Below are 18,311 nucleotides of genomic sequence, written 5' to 3' on the forward strand. Positions count from 1 at the left end.
CGGGCGAGGCAGGAGCGATGGTCGCATTCATCCTGAAAAGGCTGGTCCAGTCCGTCTTCGTGATGCTGGCCGTCGCTTTCCTTGCCTTTTCGCTGTTCAAGTTCGTGGGCGACCCGATCAGCCAGATGACCGGGGTCGAGACCTCCATCGAGGACCAGGAACGCCTGCGCGAGGAGCTGGGTCTGAACGACCCGTTCTTCGTGCAGTTCGCCCGCTTCACCGGCGACATGCTACAGGGCGATTTCGGCTATTCCTTCCGCACCCGCGAACCGATCGGAGAGATGCTCCTGTCGCGGCTGCCTGCCACGCTGGAGCTGGGCACGGTGGCGCTGGTGATATCGCTGATCGTCGGCATTCCGGCGGGCGTCTACACGGCGCTCCGGCCGCGCGGGCTGGTCAGTCAATCGATCCTGATCGCCACGCTGATCGGGGTGTCGATCCCGACCTTCGTGATCGGCATCCTGCTGATCTTCCTGTTCGGCGTGCAGCTGGGATGGCTGCCGACCTACGGCCGCGGCGGAACGGTCGAGATCGGCTGGTGGCGCTCGTCGCTGTTTACTGTGGAGGGCTGGCGTTCCCACGTCCTGCCGGCGCTCACGCTCGGCCTGTTCCAGCTCACCCTCACCATGCGCCTTGTCCGCGCGCAGATGATGGAGGTCATGCGCACCGACCACATCCGCTTCGCCATCGCCCGCGGGGTGCCGTGGCGCAGCATCCGCTACCGTCACGCGCTGTCGAACACCATGATTCCGGTGATCACCGTGATCGGGCTTCAGTTCGGCGGCGTGATCGCCTTTTCCATCGTCACTGAGAGCGTGTTCCAGTGGCCGGGCATGGGCCTGCTCTTCCTGGAGTCCATTCGCTTCGTCGATATCCCCGTAATGAGCGTCTACCTCGTGGTGATCGCGTTCTTCTTCGTGATCATCAACCTGCTGGTCGATCTGCTCTACCTTGCCATCGACCCGCGCCTGCGGGTCCGGGAGAGCGTGTGATGCTGGGGCGCCTGATGCAGTCCGAAGCGGTCTGGCTGTTCTCGCGCAGCCCCGCCGCGATCCTCGCCGCCATCGCGGCGGTTACCATCGTGCTCGGCGCGCTCTTCGCGCCGTGGATCGCACCGACCGATCCATATGACCTCTCGTCCTTCTCGCTGATCGACGGGCTTCTTCCCCCGGTCTGGGAGGACGGCGGCGATCCGCGCTTCCTGCTCGGCACCGACGACCAGGGGCGGGACATGTTCTCCTCCATCCTCTACGGCGCGCGCCTGTCGCTGGCGATCGCCGCCATGGCCATGGCCATCGCGCTGGTTCTCGGGGTGGGGCTCGGCCTCGCCGCCGGCTACTACGGCGGGCGCTTCGACGCTGTCGTCATGCGCATCGCCGACGTGCAACTGGCGCTTCCGGCGATCCTGACCGCGCTGCTGATCGACGGCATCTCCCGCGGGATCCTGCCGCGCGACATGCACGACGACCTCCGCCTCGGTGTCATCACCGTCGCGATTGCCCTGTCCCTCTGGGTGAACTTCGCCCGCACCGCGCGCGCCTCCGTCTTCGTCGAGCGCAACAAGGATTACGTGCAGGCCGCGATCATGATGGGCCAGCACCCGCTCCGGATCATGGCGCGCCACATCCTTCCCAACATCCTCGGCCCGCTGCTCGTGATCGCCACGGTCGACCTCGCCTCCGCGATCCTTCTGGAGGCGACCCTTTCGTTCCTCGGCGTCGGGTTGCCTGCGGATTCCCCCTCGCTCGGCACGCTGATCCGGATCGGGATGCAGTACCTGCTGTCCGGCGAATGGTGGATCCTTTGGATCCCGACCCTGTTCCTCGTCGTGCTCGTCGTCGCCATCAACCTGCTCGGCGACTTCCTGCGCGACCTCTTCAACCCGAGTTTGCGCTGATGCTGGAAGTCGAGAACCTCACCGTCCGGTTCCGTCACCGGCAGGGCACCACGACGGCCGTCGAGGACGTCTCACTGAACGTCGGACGCGGCGAGATCCACGGGCTTGTCGGCGAGTCCGGGGCCGGCAAGTCCACCATCGGCGCGGCGATCATGGGCCTGCTGCCCGCGGCGGGCGAGATCGCCTCCGGCAACCTCCACCTCGACGACACCGACCTGCGCGCCCTCACGCCGATGGAGGCCCACCGCCTGCGCGGCAAGCGCATCTCGATGATCTTCCAGGATCCGCAGACCAGCCTGGACCCGCTGATGACGGTGGAAGCCCAGTTGATCGAGACGATCCAGGCGCACGAGGACATCAGCACCGAGGCCGCCCGGCGGCGGGCCATCGAATTGCTGGAGGAGATCGGTATCGCCCGGGCCGAAACGCGCATCCGCGCCTACCCGCACCAGTTCTCCGGCGGCATGCGGCAGCGCGTGGTCATCGCGCTCGCGCTTTGCACCAACCCGGAACTGATCATCGCCGACGAGCCAACCACCGCGCTCGACGTGGCCGTGCAGGCGCAGGTGCTGGACCTGATCCGGCAACTCGCCGACACGCGCGGCGTGGGGTTCATCCTGATCACCCACGACATCGGTGTGATCGCGCAGGTCTCGGACCGCGTGACGGTGCTGCGCGGCGGGCGGGTGGTGGAACAGGGCCCGACCCCGCAGGTGCTCGGCGCGCCGGAACAGCCCTATACCAAGGCGCTCATGGCCGCCGTGCCGCCGCTCGACCGCAAGCTCGACCGCTTCCGCCTGCCCCGTGTCGCGGGCGAGGAGGAGGAGGCAGCCTCGGCCAGCGCCGCGAAGGAGGCCGAGGATTGGCTGATGTCGGGCAGTGGCACCGGGCTCGGTCCGGCGTTGGACCTGTCGGACATCACCGTGCGCTTTCGCGGCGAACGGCGCGGCTTTCTCGGCGCGCGAGAGGATTTCACCGCGCTCGACGGTGTTTCGCTGTCGGTCCGGCCCGGCACGGTGATGGGGCTGGTGGGCGAGAGCGGCTCCGGCAAGTCGACGCTGGCCAAGGTCGTCGCGGCGCTGGTGCAGCCGGCTTCCGGCGAGATGACGCTCGACGGCGCGCCGCTGCCGCCGATGCGCAGCCGCTCGCGCCACGACCCGTCCCGCCGCCTCGTGCAGATGGTGTTCCAGGACCCGTTCTCCAGCCTGAACGCGCGGCATCGCGTGCTCGGCATCCTGTCCGAACCGCTCCGCCTCTACGGGTTGGAGACGGACGCGGCCCGGCGCGAACGGCTTGTGCGCGCCATGCTGGCGCTGGTCGGCCTCCCGCCGGAGGCCGCCGATCGCTACCCCCACCAGTTCTCGGGCGGACAGCGCCAGCGCATCGCCGTTGCCCGAGCGCTGCTCTCCCGCCCCGGCCTGCTGATCTGCGACGAGCCGACGAGCGCCCTCGACGTCTCGATCCAGGCGCAGGTCTTGAACCTCCTGAAGGATCTCCAAACCCGCTTCGGCCTGACCACGCTGTTCATCAGCCACAACCTCGCCGTGGTGCGCCAGATGTCAGACGATATCGCGGTTCTGAAGGACGGATCGCTCGTCGAGACTGGCCCGTCCGAGCCATTTTTCGCCGGCCCGCAAGCCACGTATTCGCAGGAGTTGCTGGCGCAGACGCCGACGGTGCGCTTCGGGCCACGGGCGGCCTGAGTGCATCTCTCAACCGCAGGCCCGAGATATTGCGCGAACTGAATATGTCTCCTAACTTTGCAGCGAAGGTTTCAGAGGCGGACGAGGGAATGCAGGCGACCGGAGAGACGACGCGACCGCGCGGGCGGCCCAGGAACGTGCCGAAGGATCGGGCGCTGGACGCCGCGGTGCGGCTGTTCTGGGCCTCGGGCTATGACGCCGCCTCGATCGACCAGCTCTGCCGCGAGACGGGAATGCCACGCGCCAGTCTCTACCAGGATTACGGCGGCAAGCAGGGCCTGTTCCTCGCCGCGATCGCCCATTACGTCGACACCCGGCTCAGGCCGATTGGCCAGGCGCTCGGCCCGGCCGGATCGCTGGAAGACGACCTTGCGCGCTTCTTCGAGGCGGTCGTCGCGCTGGCGACCAGAGACAGCCAGACGCCGGGTTGCCTGATCTCCTGCGTGCTGGCCGAAGTGGCCGGGGCGAACGAGACCTTCCGCCAGGAGCTCGACAGCCGTTTCACGGCCCTCGAGAACCGCATCCACGAACGCCTGTCGCATGGTGCCGACGCCCCGGACAACGCCCGCGCGCTCGCCGGCATGCTGGCCGCTGTTGCCCGTGGCATGATGCTGCGGGCAAGAGCCGGCGCGACGGCTGTGGATCTCGAAGCCATCGCAGAGGTGACGCTTGCGACCCTTTGCAGCGAGCGATCGCTTTGCCGGTGAAACCCGGAATGCCAAGGGCCAACGGCCTCGTGACCTCGAGACCGGCCAGTTCACCATTCGGGCCGGAGACTGCCTGTGGTTCGCCGGGACCGCGCTGTGGTAATGCTCCAGCAAAGACCTACAGTTGACCGGAAGCCGGCAAAGAGAACCGAAGAGAGCAGGTCCCGAACATGCAGAACGCAAGAACGCCCCGGACCGGGCACCGGAGCTCAGGATGGCTGTCGCTGCATGGCTTCCCCCGCAAACGGAAACGCGAGGCAAACCCCGTCTGGTCTCACGCTCAGTTGACAGAAAACGAGCCAGTTTTCAGACCCCTCGTTCTGAATATGGGCTATGACCCATTCGGAACTGACGCCCTTGGCGCGGCGTCGGGCATACCTGTACGGAGCTGTGACGTGGAAAGACCTGCCCCCAACACGGTGCTGACCAATGCAGGGGCCTTGGCACGGCGCCTGCCCGCCGGCCATGCTCCCTGCCCGGCTGAACGGCAGACGCCCGCCCGGAGACACGCATGATCGACGCCCGCATCCTTCCGCTCCAGCGGCGCATCCTGCATCCCCCAGCGCAACGCCTGGTTGCCATGGGCGTGAGCGCCGATCAGGTCACGCTTGCGGGCTTCGTTCTCGGCGCGCTCAGCCTGCCAGCGCTGGCATTCGGCGCCTATTGGCTCGCCCTCGCGCTGATCCTGCTGAACCGACTGATGGACGGGCTCGACGGGGCGATTGCGCGGATCACGGGACCGACCGACCGCGGCGCCTTTATCGACATCGCCTTCGATTTCGCCTTCTACGCGCTGGTGCCGCTCGGCTTTGCCCTGGCGGACCCCGACGCGAACGCGCTTGCCGCCGCCGCCCTGATCACCGCCTTCGTCGGCACCGGATCCTCGTTCCTGGCCTTCGCGACCATCGCGGCCAAGCGGAAGATCTCGACCGAGAAATACCCCTCCAAGGGCATCTACTACCTCGGCGGGCTGACGGAAGGGGCCGAAACGATCTCGGTTTTCGTGCTGATGTGCCTCGCCCCGTCGTTCTTTCCGCTTCTGGCCTACCTCTTCGCAACCGCCTGCGTGATGACGGCGTTCAGCCGCTGGTACCAGGGCTGGGTCATGCTCGCCCCGAGCGACACCATTTCACAATCGCGGCCAGAGACGCACCACGCGCCGGCCCTGGTTCAGATCGATCGCTAGACGAGGTCCCCCAATGCTCCGCACCGCACTCCTCTCGCTAGCCGCAGCCCTTGCGGCCAGCCCAACACTGGCCGACTGGCCGGAGACGCTCGAGGCCGCGCGCGGACAGACGGTCTACTGGAATGCGTGGGGCGGCGATGCCCGGACCAACGCCTTCATCGCCTGGGTGGGCGAGGAGACCGAGGAACGCTTCGGCGTTTCGGTCCAGCACGTTCGGCTGACCGACACGGCCGAGGCGGTGACGCGCGTTCTCTCGGAGCGTGCGGCGGGCCGGGACGAGGACGGCTCGGTGGACCTTATCTGGATCAACGGGCCGAACTTCCTGTCCATGAAAGAGCAGGACCTGCTGTTCGGCCCGTTCGTCTCCGACCTGCCGAATGCAGAATACCTCGACCTGGCGCCGGACGCGGCCGCATCGCTCGACTTCACCGTGCCGGTCGATGGCATGGAGAGCCCCTGGCGGCTGGCGCGCTTCGTCTTCGCCTACGACAGCGCCCGGATCGACTCCCCGCCGAAGACGATGGCCGATTTCCCAGACTGGGCTGCGGCCAATCCGGGTCGCTTCACCCACCCTGCACCGTCCAACTTCATGGGCGCCACCTTCCTGAAACAGGCGCTGGTCGAGCTGGCGCCCGATCCTGCGCGGTTGCTCGAACCGACGGACGAGGCCGCATTCGCCGCGCAGACCGAGCCGCTCTGGGCCTGGTATGACGCGCTGCGCCCGCACCTCTGGCGCGGTGGCGAGACCTTTCCCGAGAACGAAAGCGTGCAGCAACAATTGCTGAACGACGGCGAGGTCGATATTGCGATGTCGTTCGACCCGGCCTCGACCGCGGCGATGATCGCGCAGGGTCTGCTGCCGGAGAGCGCCCGTGTCTTCGTCCCCGCGGGGGGCTCCATCGGCAACGTGAGCTTCGTGGCCATTCCCTACAACGCCGCGAATGCCGAGGGCGCGCAGGTCGTCGCGAACTTCCTGCTCGACCCGGCGGTCCAGGCGAGGATGCAGAACATCGAGGTGATGGGATCCTTTTCCGTGCTCGATCCGGCGCGGCTCGACGAGGAGGCCCGCGCTGCCTTCGACGCACTTCCAACCGCGCCTGCGCTGCCGACGCTGGAGGCGCTCGGCCCGACCCTGCCGGAACCGCACCCGAGCTGGATGACGCGGCTGACCGAGGAATGGGCGCGACGCTACACGAAATGAGATCCCGGGCCGGAGACGGACGCCTGCTGCGCGGGGCTGTGCTGGGCGTGGTGATCGCCGGCATCCTGCTGCCGATCCTCGCCGGCTTCTGGGAGACCAGCCGCGCCAGCTTCGGCCTGCTGCCCGCCATCGGTGCCAGTGAGGTGTCCCTCGCGCCCTGGCGCGAACTCGCGGAGATGCCTGGCCTTGCCACGAGCCTCCGGCTGACGCTGGTCACCGGGGTCGGCGCAACACTTCTGTCGCTGCTGCTCGCCATCGGCTTCTGCGCCGCCGTCCACGGCCGGCTGAGCCAGCGCGCCGGCGGGCGCATCCTGACACCCTTTCTCGCCGCGCCCCACGCGGCGATGGCGATCGGGCTGGCGTTCCTGCTGTCCCCCTCCGGCTGGATCGCCCGCGCCTTCGCCCCGGTGCTCGGATGGGACCGCCCGCCGATGCTGGCCACGGTCAACGACCCGTGGGGCGGCGCGCTGATCCTCGGGCTGATGGTCAAGGAGGTGCCGTTCCTGCTGCTCGTCATCCTTTCGGCCCTGAGCCAGCTGCCGGTGCGAGCGCACCTGACCGCCGGGCGGTCGCTCGGCTATGGGCGGGGGATCGTCTGGATCAAGGTGATCATGCCGCAGGTCTGGCCGCTGATCCGGCTGCCGGTGATGGTCGTGCTGGCCTATGCGCTGTCGGCGGTGGACATGGCGCTGATCCTCGGGCCGTCGAATCCGCCCACGCTCGCCGTCATGCTTCTGCGCCTGTTTTCCGACCCCGATCTGTCCCGCATCCTGCCCGCCTCGGCTGGCGCGCTCCTGCAGGGTGCGCTGGTGGCGCTCGCCTTCGCGGCGCTCTTCGCGTTGGAGCGGCTGGTGCGGGCTGCAGGGCTCTGGTGGCTGCGCCGGGGCGGCCGTGGCGTGACGGCCGAGCCGGGCCTCAGGCTCGCGACCTGGTTCACCGGTGCGCTGATGGCGCTCGGTGCATTGGCGATGGCCTCGCTGCTGCTCTGGTCGTTGGCCTGGCGATGGCCCTGGCCCGCGCTGCTGCCCGAGAGCTGGTCGCTGCGCGCCTGGAGCACCCCGGGCAGCGGCTGGGGCGCGGCGCTCGCCACGACCGTGATCCTCGCGGCGGGCAGCACGGCGGCGGCGCTCGCATTGGCGATCGCCTGGCTCGAGGGGGAGGATCGCGCCGGGATGCGCCGTGGCGGGTGGGCCAGCGCGCTGATCTACCTGCCGCTCCTGGTCCCGCAGATCGCGTTCCTCTACGGGTTGAACGTGGCTTTCCTCCGCCTCGGTGTCTCCGGGGATCTCGCCGCGGTGGTCTGGGCGCATACGCTCTTCGTCTTTCCCTATGTCATGATCGCGCTGTCCGATCCCTGGCGCGCGCTCGACCGGCGGCTCCTGCGCGCCGCCGGATCGCTGGGGGCCGGCCCCTGGAGGCGGCTTTTCGCGGTCAAGCTTCCGATCCTGCTGACACCGATCCTGACCGCCGCCGCGATCGGCGTGGCCGTCTCCGTGGCGCAGTACCTGCCGACGCTCTTCATCGGCGCGGGGCGCGTCGCCTCGCTGACCACCGAAGCCGTCACCCTCTCCTCCTCCTCGGACCGCCGCATCACCGGGGTTTATGCGACGCTGCAGGCCGGGCTTCCCTTCCTCGCCTATGCCGCCGCCTTCGCTATCCCGGCGTTCATGCACCGCAACCGGCGCGCCCTGACATCGGAAGGAATCGCATGACCCTGGAACTCCGTGATGTCGTCATCCGCGCGCAGGGCGGGGCCCCGCTGTTTCCGCCGACGAGCCTTGTCGCCGGTCCGGGCGAGATCGCCACAATCATCGGCCCCTCCGGCATCGGCAAATCCACGCTGCTGGACGCAATCGGCGGGCATCTGACGCAGGGTTTCGCGCTCGAGGGCCGCATTCTCCTCGATGGCCGGGATCTCTGCGGCCTGCCTGCGGAAGCGCGGCGCGTCGGGCTGATGTTCCAGGACTCTGTCCTGTTCCCGCATCTCTCGGTGGGCGACAACCTTGCCTTCGGGCTGGCACGCAATGTTCGTGGTCGCGCGGCGCGCCGGCGTGCCGTAGACGAGGCGCTGGAGGCGGCCGGGCTTGCGGGCCTCTACGACAGGGATCCAGCGACGCTCTCCGGCGGGCAACGGTCCCGCGCGGCGCTGATGCGCACGCTGCTCGCAGAGCCACACGCCCTGTTGCTCGACGAGCCGTTCTCCAAGCTGGACGTCGCGCTGCGTGCCGAGATGCGGGCCTTCACCTTCGAGCATATCCGCCAGCGGAACATTCCCGCCTTGATGGTCACCCACGATGTCGCCGACGCCGAAGCCGCGGCGGGACCCGTGATCGACCTGGCGCCCTCGCAGGTGCAGACTTCGCGCAAATAGCCCGCGCAAGGTCTGCTGGCGGAGGTTCCTTGCCTGCGCGAGGCTGACAACCGCGCGGCGGCGAGGCATATCAGGGGCATGGAATTCACCGCGCTCCGCTATTTTCACGAAACCGCCCGCGCCGGCTCGATCCGGCGGGCGGCGGAGGTGTTGCATGTGACCGCCTCGTCGGTCAGCCGTGCCATCTCCGCGCTCGAACACGAACTCGGCGCCCCGCTTTTCGAGCGCAGCCGCAAGGGCGTCACGCTCACCGACGCCGGAACCCTGCTGTCGCGCCATACCCAGAAGACCTTTCGCGATCTCGAGCGGGTGAAGGATGCCATCGACGACCTGCGCGGGCTGCATCGCGGGCAGGTGACGCTCTATGCCGCCGAAGGGCTGGTCGCCGAATTCCTGCCCGCGGTCATCAGCGCCTTCACCGCCAAGCACCCCCAGATCGGGTTCGAAATCCGCCTCGATTCCACCGATGGCATCGTCAGTGCGTTGCTGGATGACATCGCCGACATCGGCATCACCTTCAACGGTCCGCACCGCAACGACATCGCCACAGTCGCGGAGCATGTCGAACCGCTGTGCTGCATCGTCCGCCCGGGCCATCCGCTCGATCTCGCCCCCGCCCCGTTGCGGCTGAGCGACGTACTCGAATGGCCGCTTGCCCTTCCCGAGCAATCCTTCGGGATGCGCCGCATGGTGGACGCCGCGATCGCGCGTCTCCCTGGCCGGCCACGGCTGGCGATCAACACCAACTCGCTCGAACTCACCAAGAGGGTCGCGATGAACGGAGACGCGGTCGCCTTCATGCCGGCCTTCATGGTGGGCAAGGACATCGCCGCCGGCCGGCTTCGGGCGCTGCGTATCGAATGCGCCGACCTCGCGGCCTCCCGCATCACGGTCTGCGTGCACCGCGACCGGGAGCTCTCGTTCGCCGCCAAGGCGCTCTCCGCCGAGCTCGTGGCGCATTTCGAGGCGATCCCGCGCCCCTAGGTGTTGCGTTTGACGCAACATCGCGGTGCTGCATCAGCACTTTTTGAAGCAGAAGCTCCCGGTATGCTCTGATCATCCGGCCCGCATGCGATCCGTCGCGAGGCCGGTTCACAACAGCGATCCAACAGGAGATGTCCATGACGCAGTCGTTCACGGACCGGCGGAGCTTTGTTCTGGGAATGGCAGGCCTTGCCGGCACCGCGGCTCTCGGTCTGCCCCGCACGGCGCGGGCTGCCACCCCGGCGATGATTTCGGAAGCCATTCACCTCGGCCTCTACATGCCGCTCTACGCCGCCATGAACGGCGGTTTCTTCGAGAAACACGGCCTGACCCCGGACCTCAAGACCGCCGGCGGCATCGCACAACCGGTGCCCGCGCTGCTCTCGAACGCCGCCGATTTCGCGGTTACCGGTACAGGCATGTCGATCAATGCCACCGTCGAGGGCGCACAGATGGTCAACATCGCCAAGATCGCCGGGATGATCTCGGTCTGGGTCGTGGCGAAGCAGGGCACGAGCTTCAACGGCCCGGAGGATTTCGCCGGCAAGACCATCGCCACGCTGAAGTTCCCCTCCAACACCTACACCACGCCGTTCTACGCCATGCAGAAGGCCGGGATGGACCCGGAAGCGGACGTGACCTGGCTGCAGCTGCCCTTCGGTGCGCAGCTTCAGGCGGTGGCCGATGGACGCGCCGATTTCGCCACCGTGTTCGAATGGGACGCCTCGATCGGCGCCACCCAGTTCGATCTCGAGGTGGTCTATTCGCTGGGCGAGGCGCTTGGCCCGGCGGTCTTCTCCTCGACCTTCGTGACCAAGGACTTCCTCGACGCGAACCCGGACGCGGTGCAGGCCTATTGCAACGCCATCGCCGAGGCCGAAAAGCAGCTGCACGAGGACGAGCAGGTCTTCGTCGACGTGGCGACCAAGGAATTCCCGCAGGTCGATCCGGCGGTGATCGCGGCCGCACGGGCACGTTTCTTTGGCGACGTGCCGCTGGTTCCGCGCAACCCGGTCATCACCGAGCAGGAATGGCGCACGCTGGTGGAGCACGAGGCCGGCGCAGGCACGCTGCGCGCCGATCTGCCCTACGAGCAGATGGTCGACAGCAGCTTCGCCGAGAAGGCGTCCCAGGAGTTCGGCCTCGCATGAAGGACGTGAAATCCCCCGTCGGCCTCGAACTGCCGGCGGAGCCCCAACCGGTCACTTTCAATCCCGCATCCACGGCGCTCATCGTCGTGGACATGCAGAACGCCTATGCGTCCTGTGGCGGATACCTCGACCTCGCCGGGTTCGACATCTCGGGCTCCGCGGAGGTGAACCAGAATGTCGCCACGCTGGCCCGGCTCTGCCGCGAAAGCGGCATCCAGGTCGTGTTCCTGCAGAACGGCTGGGACGCAGATTACGTGGAGGCCGGCGGTCCGCTGTCGACCAACCAGGCCAAGTCGAACGCCCTGCGCGTGATGCGCGAACGGCCGGAACTGCATGGCCAGCTGCTTGCCAAGGGCGGCTGGGACTATGAGCTGATCGACGCGCTCAAGGTCGAGGAAGGCGACATCCTCGTGCAGAAACCGCGGTATTCGGGTTTCGTCAGCACGCCGCTCGATTCGATCCTGCGCTCCCGCGGAATCCGCACTCTGCTTGTCTGCGGCGTCGCCACCAACGTCTGCGTCGAGACGACCATCCGCGATGCCTTCGGTCTCGAATACTACCCCGTGATGGTCGAGGACTGCTGTCTGCAGGCCGGCCCACGCGCGGTGCACGAGGCCACCATCTTCAACGTCCGCACATTCTTCGGCTGGACCACGACTCTCGACGCCCTGGTCGAGACCCTGCCCGCCTGAGCCGATACACAGAGGAAAGACCCATGTTCACACCCGTCATCCCCGAAGGCGCCCCCAAGCCCATCGCCCCCTTCGTTCCCGGCTCCCGTGTCGGCGACACGCTCTATGTCGCCGGCATACTCGCACTCGGTCCGAACGGCGAGAGCCTCTACGAAGGCGATGTGAAGGCGCAGACCCGCTACGTCATCGAAGAGATCAAACGCGTGGTCGAGGGCGCCGGCGGCAGCCTCGCCGATGTCTGCTACAACGCGATCTTCATCAAGAACCGCGAGGATTACGCGGCCTTCAACGAGGTCTACGCCGAGTATTTCGGCGCCAACCCGCCCGCGCGCTATTGCATCATCTCCGAACTGGTGCGGGAAGAACTGCTGGTCGAGATCGCGGCGACCGCCTATCTCGGGCAGCCCTGATGAGCATGGCTGCCGACATCAACTCCCAGCCCGCCGCGACGCCGCGCCCGACGCGGCGCAGCGGTCTGGGCGAGGCGATGCGCATACGCGCCTACCAGATGGGTGTTCTGCTGGTCATCATCGCCTTCTGGCAGGTCGGCCTCTGGGCCGGCTGGCTCAAGCCCTTCATCTACGGCACGCCTCTCGGCGTGCTGCAATCCTTCGCCGCACAATTGGCCGACGGCAGCTTGCTGCGGCATTTCTGGGTGACCGGACAGGAGGTCGTCCTCGGCTTCGTGATCGGCTGCGCCCTTGGCAGCGCGGGTGGCCTGCTGCTGTGGCTCTCGCCGCTCTGGGCCAGGATCCTGCACCCCTACATGATCGCGCTGAACGGCGTGCCGAAGATCGCGCTCGCGCCGCTGATCATCGTGTGGTTCGGCCTGGGGATGGAGAGCAAGATCGCCATCGCGTCGATCATCACCTTCATCGTGGCCTTCCTGCAGGCCTACAAGGGCACGCAGGAGATCGACCCCGACCTGATCCGCCTGATGAAATCTCTGGGCGCCTCGCCCTGGCAGACCTTTCGCACCATCGTCGTGCCCGGCAGCCTGCCGTGGATCGTCTCGGCCTTGCGCCTCAACGTGGGCTTCGCGCTGATCGGCGCGGTCGTGGGCGAATACATCTCGGCCGAAGCGGGCCTGGGCTACATGGTCTACTATGCCGGGCAGCTCTATGACCTGAACTCGGTCTGGGTCGGCATCTTCAGCCTCATGATCATGGCGCTTCTGCTCGAAGCCATCGTCGCGCGTCTCGAGCGTTATCTCGACCTGGAGCACTGACATGCCGCACATCACCCTCCCCGACGGCGACAAGCTCTATTTCGAGGAACACGGCTCCGGCCGCCCGCTCGTCATGGTGGCCGGGCTTGGTGGCATCGGCGCCTACTGGACCCCGCAGATCGACGCCTTTTCCCGCAGCTTCCGTGTCATCCTTCACGACCACCGCGGCACTGGCCAGTCGAGCCGGTCGCAGATCACCTATTCGGTCGAGCAGATGGCCACCGACACGCTGGCGCTGATGGATGCGCTCGGCATCGAGCAGGCGGATTTCGTGGGCCATTCCACCGGGGCCGCCATCGCGCAGGTCATTGCGCTAGATCACCCGGAGCGGCTGGGGCGGATCATCCTCGCCGCGGCCTGGACCAAGGCGGACGGCTTCTTTCGTCGCTGCTTCGAGACCCGCAAGCAGCTCCTGCTGTCGGTCGGGCCCGAGGCCTATATCAAGGCCACCCCGCTGTTCCTGAACCCGAGCTGGTGGATCCGGGACAACATCGACGCGATCGAACGCGGCGAGAGCGGGATCTATGGCGGTGACCACGATGTCGGCATCATGGAAAGCCGAATCGACGCTTTGCTGGCCTTCGACCGCACGGCAGAGCTGCCTCGCATTCAGCACGAGGTGCTGGTGATGGGCGTGGCGAACGACCACCTCACCCCAGCCTATTTCTCCGAGGAGCTCGCCGCCGCCATCCCCAACGCGAGCCTGTCGATCATGCCGGACGGCGGCCACGCGGCGAGCCAGGTCCTGCCGGAGGAGTTCAACGAGATCGCCCTGAGTTTCCTGCAAGGAGAGGCCGCATGAGCACCGCACATCCCGCTGTCCTGACCGCCGATCACGCCCGCGTCGTCTATAATGAAGACACCGACAGGCCGGTGGAGGCCGTGCGGGACATCACGCTCGAGCTGCACCGGGGCGAGATCCTCGCGCTGGTCGGCCCCTCCGGCTGCGGCAAGACCACGCTGTTCAACGCCATCGCCGGGCTGATCCCGCTGCAGGGCGGGCAGGTCACCGTCGGCGGCACCAAGGTTGAGCAGGCCACAGGCCATGTCGGCTACATGCTGCAGAAGGACCTTCTGCTGCCCTGGCGCAGCGTGATCGACAACATCACGCTCGGGCTGGAGATCCGCGGCTGCCCCAGGGCCGAGGCCCGCGTCAAGGCGCAGGACCTGATCGACCGCTACGGCCTGTCCGGCTTCGAACGGTCGAAACCCTCGGGCCTGTCAGGCGGCATGCGGCAACGCGCGGCGCTGATGCGCACGCTGGCCTTCAACCCCGATGTGATCCTGCTCGACGAGCCGTTCTCGGCGCTCGACTTCCAGACCCGCATCCTTCTGCAGGCGGACGTGAAACGGATCATCCGCGAGGAAGGCCGAAGCGTGATCCTGATCACCCATGACATCGGCGAGGCCATTTCGATGGCGAACCGGATCGTCGTGCTGACGAACCGCCCGGCCACGGTCAAGTCGATCTACGAGACACCCTGGGGCGTCGAGGATGTGGACCCGGTCGCCGTCCGTGACCGGCCTGAATACCAGCAGCTGTTCTCGACCATCTGGCAGGAACTCGAACTGACCCCGCGCCACTGAGCAACATGGCCGGCCGCTCCGCCCCCTCGCCGCCGGGAATGCGCTGCGACCGGCCGGACCGGCCACCGCCATTACGCCCCTCGGGACGCCCGAGACGGAGTCAGGACGGCTGGGCACAGGGCCATTTCGTCCAATTCGCATCAAAAAATAGGCAAATCCCCTGCATTGTTGCCGGGGCGACCCGGTTTCGTTGAAGTTGTTACAATGCCCGCGTTAGCTCGACTCGTGTCGAAGGGTGGGTGGCGCCAACGACTCGAGGATCAGTATTGGGAATGGTCAATATCACGACCTGCGCGAAGCCGTCGACGATTGTCGCCGGCATCGCAGAACAGAACCCCGTCCTGGCCAAAGGTGTATTGGTACTTCTCGCGGAAAGCGGGATGATTCAGGGGCGTGTCGTTGAATTGAAGGACGGCCAGCCGGCCTCCGATCGCGATGTCGCGCCCTGCAACGTAGTGATTTTCGACCCTTGCCAGATCGATGAAGACGTCGGCGCATTCATGGCGCGCGTGCGAAAACTCAGGAAGGACGCGGCATTCGTCGCGTATTCCACCCAGACATCTCGCGATCAATTTCTTGCGCCGGACAGTGCAGATAACCTGTGCCATGTCAGCAAGTCCGACGAGCCGGAAAACCTGGTACTGGCGACCCTGAGCGCGCATCGCGGCGCGATGTATTTCAGCCGGTCGGTGTCGTCCGGAGAGGGATTGGCGCCGGACGTCCTGGTGTCGCGGATCGTGCCGCGCAGCGACGACAGGCTCAGTCCGCGGGAGAACGCGGTCCTGCTGTCCTTTGCCCGCGGCAAGGCACTCAAGCAGATCTCGGAAGATCTCGGGCTCAGCGAGCGTACCGTCATCACCTACAAGTCGCGGGCAGCGAAGAAGCTGAACCTCTCCAGCCGCTCCGACATCGTCCAGTACGCGCTCGCGAACCGGCTGATCTGAGATCGGATTGAAGGCGGCGAACGTTCGCCGCCTTCGCCCGGGCCACGTCAGCCGATGAGATCGGACTCACTGTAGGTCATGCCGTCGAAGATGAAGGTTTCGATGTCCACGGCCTCCGTCGTTCCGGCCCAGTTGGCGATCTTCACGCCATCGGCCGTCGCCGAGATCGCATAGCCACTGGCGGCAGCGTCGAAGATCAGGGTGTCCGATCCGGACCCGCCATCGAAGAAATCATCGCCCGCGGAGGCGTAGAGCATGTCGTGCCCGGATTCCGCAAAGACGAAATCGTCGCCAGCGGCGGTGTAGATCGTGTCCGCGGCCTCGGAGGAATGGATCTCCGCACCGCCGTCGTCGGCATAGATCAGATCCTGACGCACCGTCCCGACGACATAGGCGAAACTGACCTCGTTGGCTTCCGGGTCCGTCGGCGCGCCGTAGCTCTCGCCCTCGTTGATGAAGAGCGTGGTGCCAAGATACGCCTGCTCCTCCCCCTCGCGGACCAGAGCGTCCACGACGACCACGTTGTCCTGGTCCTGTCCGCCGTGAAAGTTGATGTCCCGGTTTGTGGAGGAGACGTGGACGTAATTGTCGGTGGCGCTGGTGTAGCTGCTGAACAGCACCCCGTGTCGGCTGTCCTCCAGCGTCAGGTTCGTGAACGCGCTGTGATAGACATCGCGGATCCACAGCGCGTAGCCATTGCCGCCCGACCCCTTGTTCTGGGCGCCATGCACCCAGAGATTGTCGACCTCTGCGTTGATTGTCTTGGCCAGCGCGAAGCCGTGCGACGCCGCCTCGCTGATCTCGATATCGCTGAGAGACAGCCCGTCCGTCCCGCTGACGCTGAGTGCCACCGCGCGGGTCTCCGCGTTGATCGTGTTGCTGAAATCGGAGGGGTCGGAGGTGCCATAGGTATTCGCCAGCGTGATCCCCGAGATCGAGACGTCATCCAGCATCCCGATGGTCTGCACCGTGCTTTCCGACGGCGTGAACTCGAACGGCAAGGCCTCGGTCAGGGAGACGGAATTGCCGCCGACATTCGCGACCTCGACAAGAAACGTGCGCAGTGCCGCGTCCTCCTGCCATTCGGTGTCGCCGATCTCCTCGAAATAGGCCTCGGTGTTCTCGCGGCTGATCCAGATCCGGTCGCCGACCTCGAGCCCGTGACCGCTCTCGAGGCGCAAGGTGCTCGATCCGGCGGCAGCGGTCTCGGTCAGCGCGATCGGATCGCCAAGATCCGCGTTGTAGATCGACGGGCCGACCTGGATCGTCGGCGCCCCGGCACTCGCTGCGGTCGCCACGATGATCGTTTCGCCGGTGCCTGCGCCCTCCAGCGTGATGTTCGACCGGGTGATCTCCAGCGCCGCATCGAAGGTATATGTGCCCGCCTCGAGGCGGATCACGCTGCCATCCGCGGCGTTGTCGACGATCTCCTGGAGATCGACGAGGCTGGTGCCCGCCGCGACGTCGATCACATCGCCCGCCCCCGGCTCCTGACCCGCTCCCGATGTCTCGTCGGAGGAGAACCCGGTGAAGCTGCCCGCCTCCACGGACTCCACGGTCTGAACCGCAAGGCTGCCGGCGTCGAGATCGAAGGGGAGCCGCTCTTCCAGCGCGATGGAATTGCCCCCGACGCGCTCGACCGTCACGAGGAACGACACCGTCACCGTGCCACCCCAATCGTCGATGCCCGGATACTCCGCCGGGTCGGCCGCAATCTCGCTGGTGATCCAGATCTGGTCGCCCGCCTCGATCCCGTGACCCGTCTCGAGCCGCAGCGTCCGGCTGCCGGTGAGCCCGTCATTGACGATTCGCAGGCTCTCGCCAAGCGCCACGTCATAGACCTCGGCCGCCTCGTGGCCATCGTCGTCGGCAATGAAGATGGTGGGACTGTCAAACGTGCCATAACGGAGGATCGTGTCCGGGGCGATCGCGTCGAGGATCGCGGCAAGGCTCCCGGTGGGGATGGCTTCATCCAGCGTCAGCATGGTGGCCCCACGAACAGGGGTGAGTTGGAGGGTGGTCACAATGATGCCCTTCGTCGTGTCATTTCGATTTGAGTGGTTTCGCTCCGGCCCGGCACATGGCGCGCCCGGACGGATCGTTCGGCCTCATTTCAGGGAGACAAAGAGGCGTTTGGAAGGCACCACGGTGAAAACATCTGGAATGCGCGAAATCGCGCGGGACGGTGCCACTTCCGACCGGGAGATTTCGCCGAGATTCCCGGTGGCCCAAAATTCGGGCGATGCGGGGCGCGGGTTTCCCGAAATATCCTGAAAAACGGGCCCGAAAGCGTCGTTTCCAAATTACGAACGCAGCGTTTCCTGCCGCACCGCAGCAACCAAAAACGTCAAGATGTGGCCACAATTTGCAAACAATCGGGCGGATTTTTCACTTTTGCCCGACATTTCTGCGGAAAAGCAGCAATCGGGAATCGCAGAAATTGCGACATTTCGGTGGCTGCTCGCCGGTTTCCCCGACTCCTTCGCACTCGCAGAAAACCTCACGCTGTTTGCGGAAACATCTGGTCGCCGCACCAGCGAAACCAAGAACAATCGGGACTTTTATGATGGCACGGATAAGCATTTTCGGGATTGGGTATGTCGGGGTTGTTTCGGCGGCCTGTCTTGCGAAGGACGGTCACGAGGTTGTTGCGGTTGATG

18 protein-coding genes are annotated in these 18,311 nt (G+C 66.4%); 17 read left to right on the top strand and 1 reads right to left on the bottom strand.

Annotated features, from left to right (window positions below):
• Positions 1 to 17: 17 nt before the first annotated feature.
• The 16 genes from CHB86_RS21045 (at position 18) to CHB86_RS21120 (ending at position 15,651) form a co-directional block, all read left to right on the top strand.
• On the top strand, positions 18 to 992 hold the full coding sequence (locus CHB86_RS21045; protein WP_089235084.1) for an ABC transporter permease: 975 nt from the start codon (positions 18 to 20) through the stop codon (positions 990 to 992).
• Positions 992 to 1,897 (top strand): ABC transporter permease, encoded by a 906-nt coding sequence (locus tag CHB86_RS21050; RefSeq protein ID WP_089235085.1) that lies wholly within the window; start codon positions 992 to 994, stop codon positions 1,895 to 1,897. The genes CHB86_RS21045 and CHB86_RS21050 overlap by 1 nt, the downstream gene beginning before the upstream one ends.
• Positions 1,897 to 3,600, top strand: a complete 1,704-nt coding sequence (locus tag CHB86_RS21055; protein WP_089235086.1) for a dipeptide ABC transporter ATP-binding protein — start codon at positions 1,897 to 1,899, stop codon at positions 3,598 to 3,600. Before CHB86_RS21050 ends, CHB86_RS21055 begins: the two co-directional genes overlap by 1 nt.
• An 89-nt stretch (positions 3,601 to 3,689) precedes the next feature.
• The gene (locus CHB86_RS21060) at positions 3,690 to 4,307 is read left to right on the top strand and encodes a TetR/AcrR family transcriptional regulator (protein WP_176442965.1); all 618 of its coding nucleotides are present in this window, start codon (positions 3,690 to 3,692) and stop codon (positions 4,305 to 4,307) included.
• 511 nt (positions 4,308 to 4,818) lie between these two features.
• Positions 4,819 to 5,493, top strand: a complete 675-nt coding sequence (locus CHB86_RS21065) for a CDP-alcohol phosphatidyltransferase family protein (RefSeq protein WP_089235088.1) — start codon at positions 4,819 to 4,821, stop codon at positions 5,491 to 5,493.
• Positions 5,494 to 5,506: 13 nt separating this feature from the next.
• Complete coding sequence (locus CHB86_RS21070; RefSeq protein WP_089235089.1) at positions 5,507 to 6,694, top strand: ABC transporter substrate-binding protein; 1,188 nt, start codon at positions 5,507 to 5,509, stop codon at positions 6,692 to 6,694.
• Positions 6,691 to 8,406, top strand: a complete 1,716-nt coding sequence (locus tag CHB86_RS21075) for an ABC transporter permease (protein ID WP_089235090.1) — start codon at positions 6,691 to 6,693, stop codon at positions 8,404 to 8,406. Before CHB86_RS21070 ends, CHB86_RS21075 begins: the two co-directional genes overlap by 4 nt.
• Positions 8,403 to 9,065: an ATP-binding cassette domain-containing protein gene (locus CHB86_RS21080; RefSeq protein ID WP_089235091.1), complete on the top strand. Its 663-nt coding sequence runs from the start codon at positions 8,403 to 8,405 to the stop codon at positions 9,063 to 9,065. Before CHB86_RS21075 ends, CHB86_RS21080 begins: the two co-directional genes overlap by 4 nt.
• A 78-nt stretch (positions 9,066 to 9,143) precedes the next feature.
• On the top strand, positions 9,144 to 10,049 hold the full coding sequence (locus CHB86_RS21085) for a LysR family transcriptional regulator (RefSeq protein WP_089235092.1): 906 nt from the start codon (positions 9,144 to 9,146) through the stop codon (positions 10,047 to 10,049).
• A 137-nt stretch (positions 10,050 to 10,186) separates the two neighbouring features.
• Positions 10,187 to 11,200: an ABC transporter substrate-binding protein gene (locus CHB86_RS21090; RefSeq protein ID WP_089235093.1), complete on the top strand. Its 1,014-nt coding sequence runs from the start codon at positions 10,187 to 10,189 to the stop codon at positions 11,198 to 11,200.
• A complete protein-coding gene (locus CHB86_RS21095; RefSeq protein WP_089235094.1) occupies positions 11,197 to 11,892 on the top strand; it encodes an isochorismatase family protein in 696 nt (231 codons plus the stop codon). Before CHB86_RS21090 ends, CHB86_RS21095 begins: the two co-directional genes overlap by 4 nt.
• Before the next feature lie 23 nt (positions 11,893 to 11,915).
• Complete coding sequence (locus CHB86_RS21100) at positions 11,916 to 12,302, top strand: Rid family hydrolase (RefSeq protein WP_089235095.1); 387 nt, start codon at positions 11,916 to 11,918, stop codon at positions 12,300 to 12,302.
• Positions 12,302 to 13,120 (top strand): ABC transporter permease, encoded by an 819-nt coding sequence (locus tag CHB86_RS21105; protein ID WP_245838246.1) that lies wholly within the window; start codon positions 12,302 to 12,304, stop codon positions 13,118 to 13,120. Before CHB86_RS21100 ends, CHB86_RS21105 begins: the two co-directional genes overlap by 1 nt.
• A gap of 1 nt (position 13,121) precedes the next feature.
• Complete coding sequence (locus tag CHB86_RS21110) at positions 13,122 to 13,922, top strand: alpha/beta fold hydrolase (protein WP_089235096.1); 801 nt, start codon at positions 13,122 to 13,124, stop codon at positions 13,920 to 13,922.
• Entirely contained in the window at positions 13,919 to 14,707 is a 789-nt protein-coding gene (locus tag CHB86_RS21115) for an ABC transporter ATP-binding protein (protein WP_089235097.1), read from the top strand. The genes CHB86_RS21110 and CHB86_RS21115 overlap by 4 nt, the downstream gene beginning before the upstream one ends.
• Before the next feature lie 272 nt (positions 14,708 to 14,979).
• Complete coding sequence (locus tag CHB86_RS21120; protein WP_089235098.1) at positions 14,980 to 15,651, top strand: helix-turn-helix transcriptional regulator; 672 nt, start codon at positions 14,980 to 14,982, stop codon at positions 15,649 to 15,651.
• A gap of 47 nt (positions 15,652 to 15,698) precedes the next feature.
• Here CHB86_RS21120 and CHB86_RS21125 read toward each other — a convergent pair whose 3' ends face one another.
• Positions 15,699 to 17,636: a calcium-binding protein gene (locus CHB86_RS21125; protein ID WP_089235099.1), complete on the bottom strand. Its 1,938-nt coding sequence runs from the start codon at positions 17,634 to 17,636 to the stop codon at positions 15,699 to 15,701.
• 581 nt (positions 17,637 to 18,217) lie between these two features.
• On the opposite strand from CHB86_RS21125, the gene CHB86_RS21130 reads away from it, so the two are divergent.
• Positions 18,218 to 18,311 (top strand): hypothetical protein (locus CHB86_RS21130; RefSeq protein WP_141134874.1); only part of this gene is annotated, 94 nt, incomplete at its 3' end.

Source organism: Tropicimonas sediminicola, from assembly GCF_900188335.1.
GTDB lineage: Bacteria > Pseudomonadota > Alphaproteobacteria > Rhodobacterales > Rhodobacteraceae > Tropicimonas > Tropicimonas sediminicola.

Coding starts and splice junctions, on each gene's coding strand:
- CHB86_RS21090 (WP_089235093.1), top strand. CDS start 10,187: ATGACGCAGTCGTTCACGGACCGGCGGAGCTTTGTTCTGGGAATGGCA.
- CHB86_RS21055 (WP_089235086.1), top strand. CDS start 1,897: ATGCTGGAAGTCGAGAACCTCACCGTCCGGTTCCGTCACCGGCAGGGC.
- CHB86_RS21070 (WP_089235089.1), top strand. CDS start 5,507: ATGCTCCGCACCGCACTCCTCTCGCTAGCCGCAGCCCTTGCGGCCAGC.
- CHB86_RS21125 (WP_089235099.1), bottom strand. CDS start 17,636: ATGCTGACGCTGGATGAAGCCATCCCCACCGGGAGCCTTGCCGCGATC.
- CHB86_RS21115 (WP_089235097.1), top strand. CDS start 13,919: ATGAGCACCGCACATCCCGCTGTCCTGACCGCCGATCACGCCCGCGTC.
- CHB86_RS21110 (WP_089235096.1), top strand. CDS start 13,122: ATGCCGCACATCACCCTCCCCGACGGCGACAAGCTCTATTTCGAGGAA.
- CHB86_RS21080 (WP_089235091.1), top strand. CDS start 8,403: ATGACCCTGGAACTCCGTGATGTCGTCATCCGCGCGCAGGGCGGGGCC.
- CHB86_RS21100 (WP_089235095.1), top strand. CDS start 11,916: ATGTTCACACCCGTCATCCCCGAAGGCGCCCCCAAGCCCATCGCCCCC.
- CHB86_RS21105 (WP_245838246.1), top strand. CDS start 12,302: ATGAGCATGGCTGCCGACATCAACTCCCAGCCCGCCGCGACGCCGCGC.
- CHB86_RS21075 (WP_089235090.1), top strand. CDS start 6,691: ATGAGATCCCGGGCCGGAGACGGACGCCTGCTGCGCGGGGCTGTGCTG.
- CHB86_RS21050 (WP_089235085.1), top strand. CDS start 992: ATGCTGGGGCGCCTGATGCAGTCCGAAGCGGTCTGGCTGTTCTCGCGC.
- CHB86_RS21065 (WP_089235088.1), top strand. CDS start 4,819: ATGATCGACGCCCGCATCCTTCCGCTCCAGCGGCGCATCCTGCATCCC.
- CHB86_RS21095 (WP_089235094.1), top strand. CDS start 11,197: ATGAAGGACGTGAAATCCCCCGTCGGCCTCGAACTGCCGGCGGAGCCC.
- CHB86_RS21085 (WP_089235092.1), top strand. CDS start 9,144: ATGGAATTCACCGCGCTCCGCTATTTTCACGAAACCGCCCGCGCCGGC.
- CHB86_RS21120 (WP_089235098.1), top strand. CDS start 14,980: ATGGTCAATATCACGACCTGCGCGAAGCCGTCGACGATTGTCGCCGGC.
- CHB86_RS21060 (WP_176442965.1), top strand. CDS start 3,690: ATGCAGGCGACCGGAGAGACGACGCGACCGCGCGGGCGGCCCAGGAAC.
- CHB86_RS21045 (WP_089235084.1), top strand. CDS start 18: ATGGTCGCATTCATCCTGAAAAGGCTGGTCCAGTCCGTCTTCGTGATG.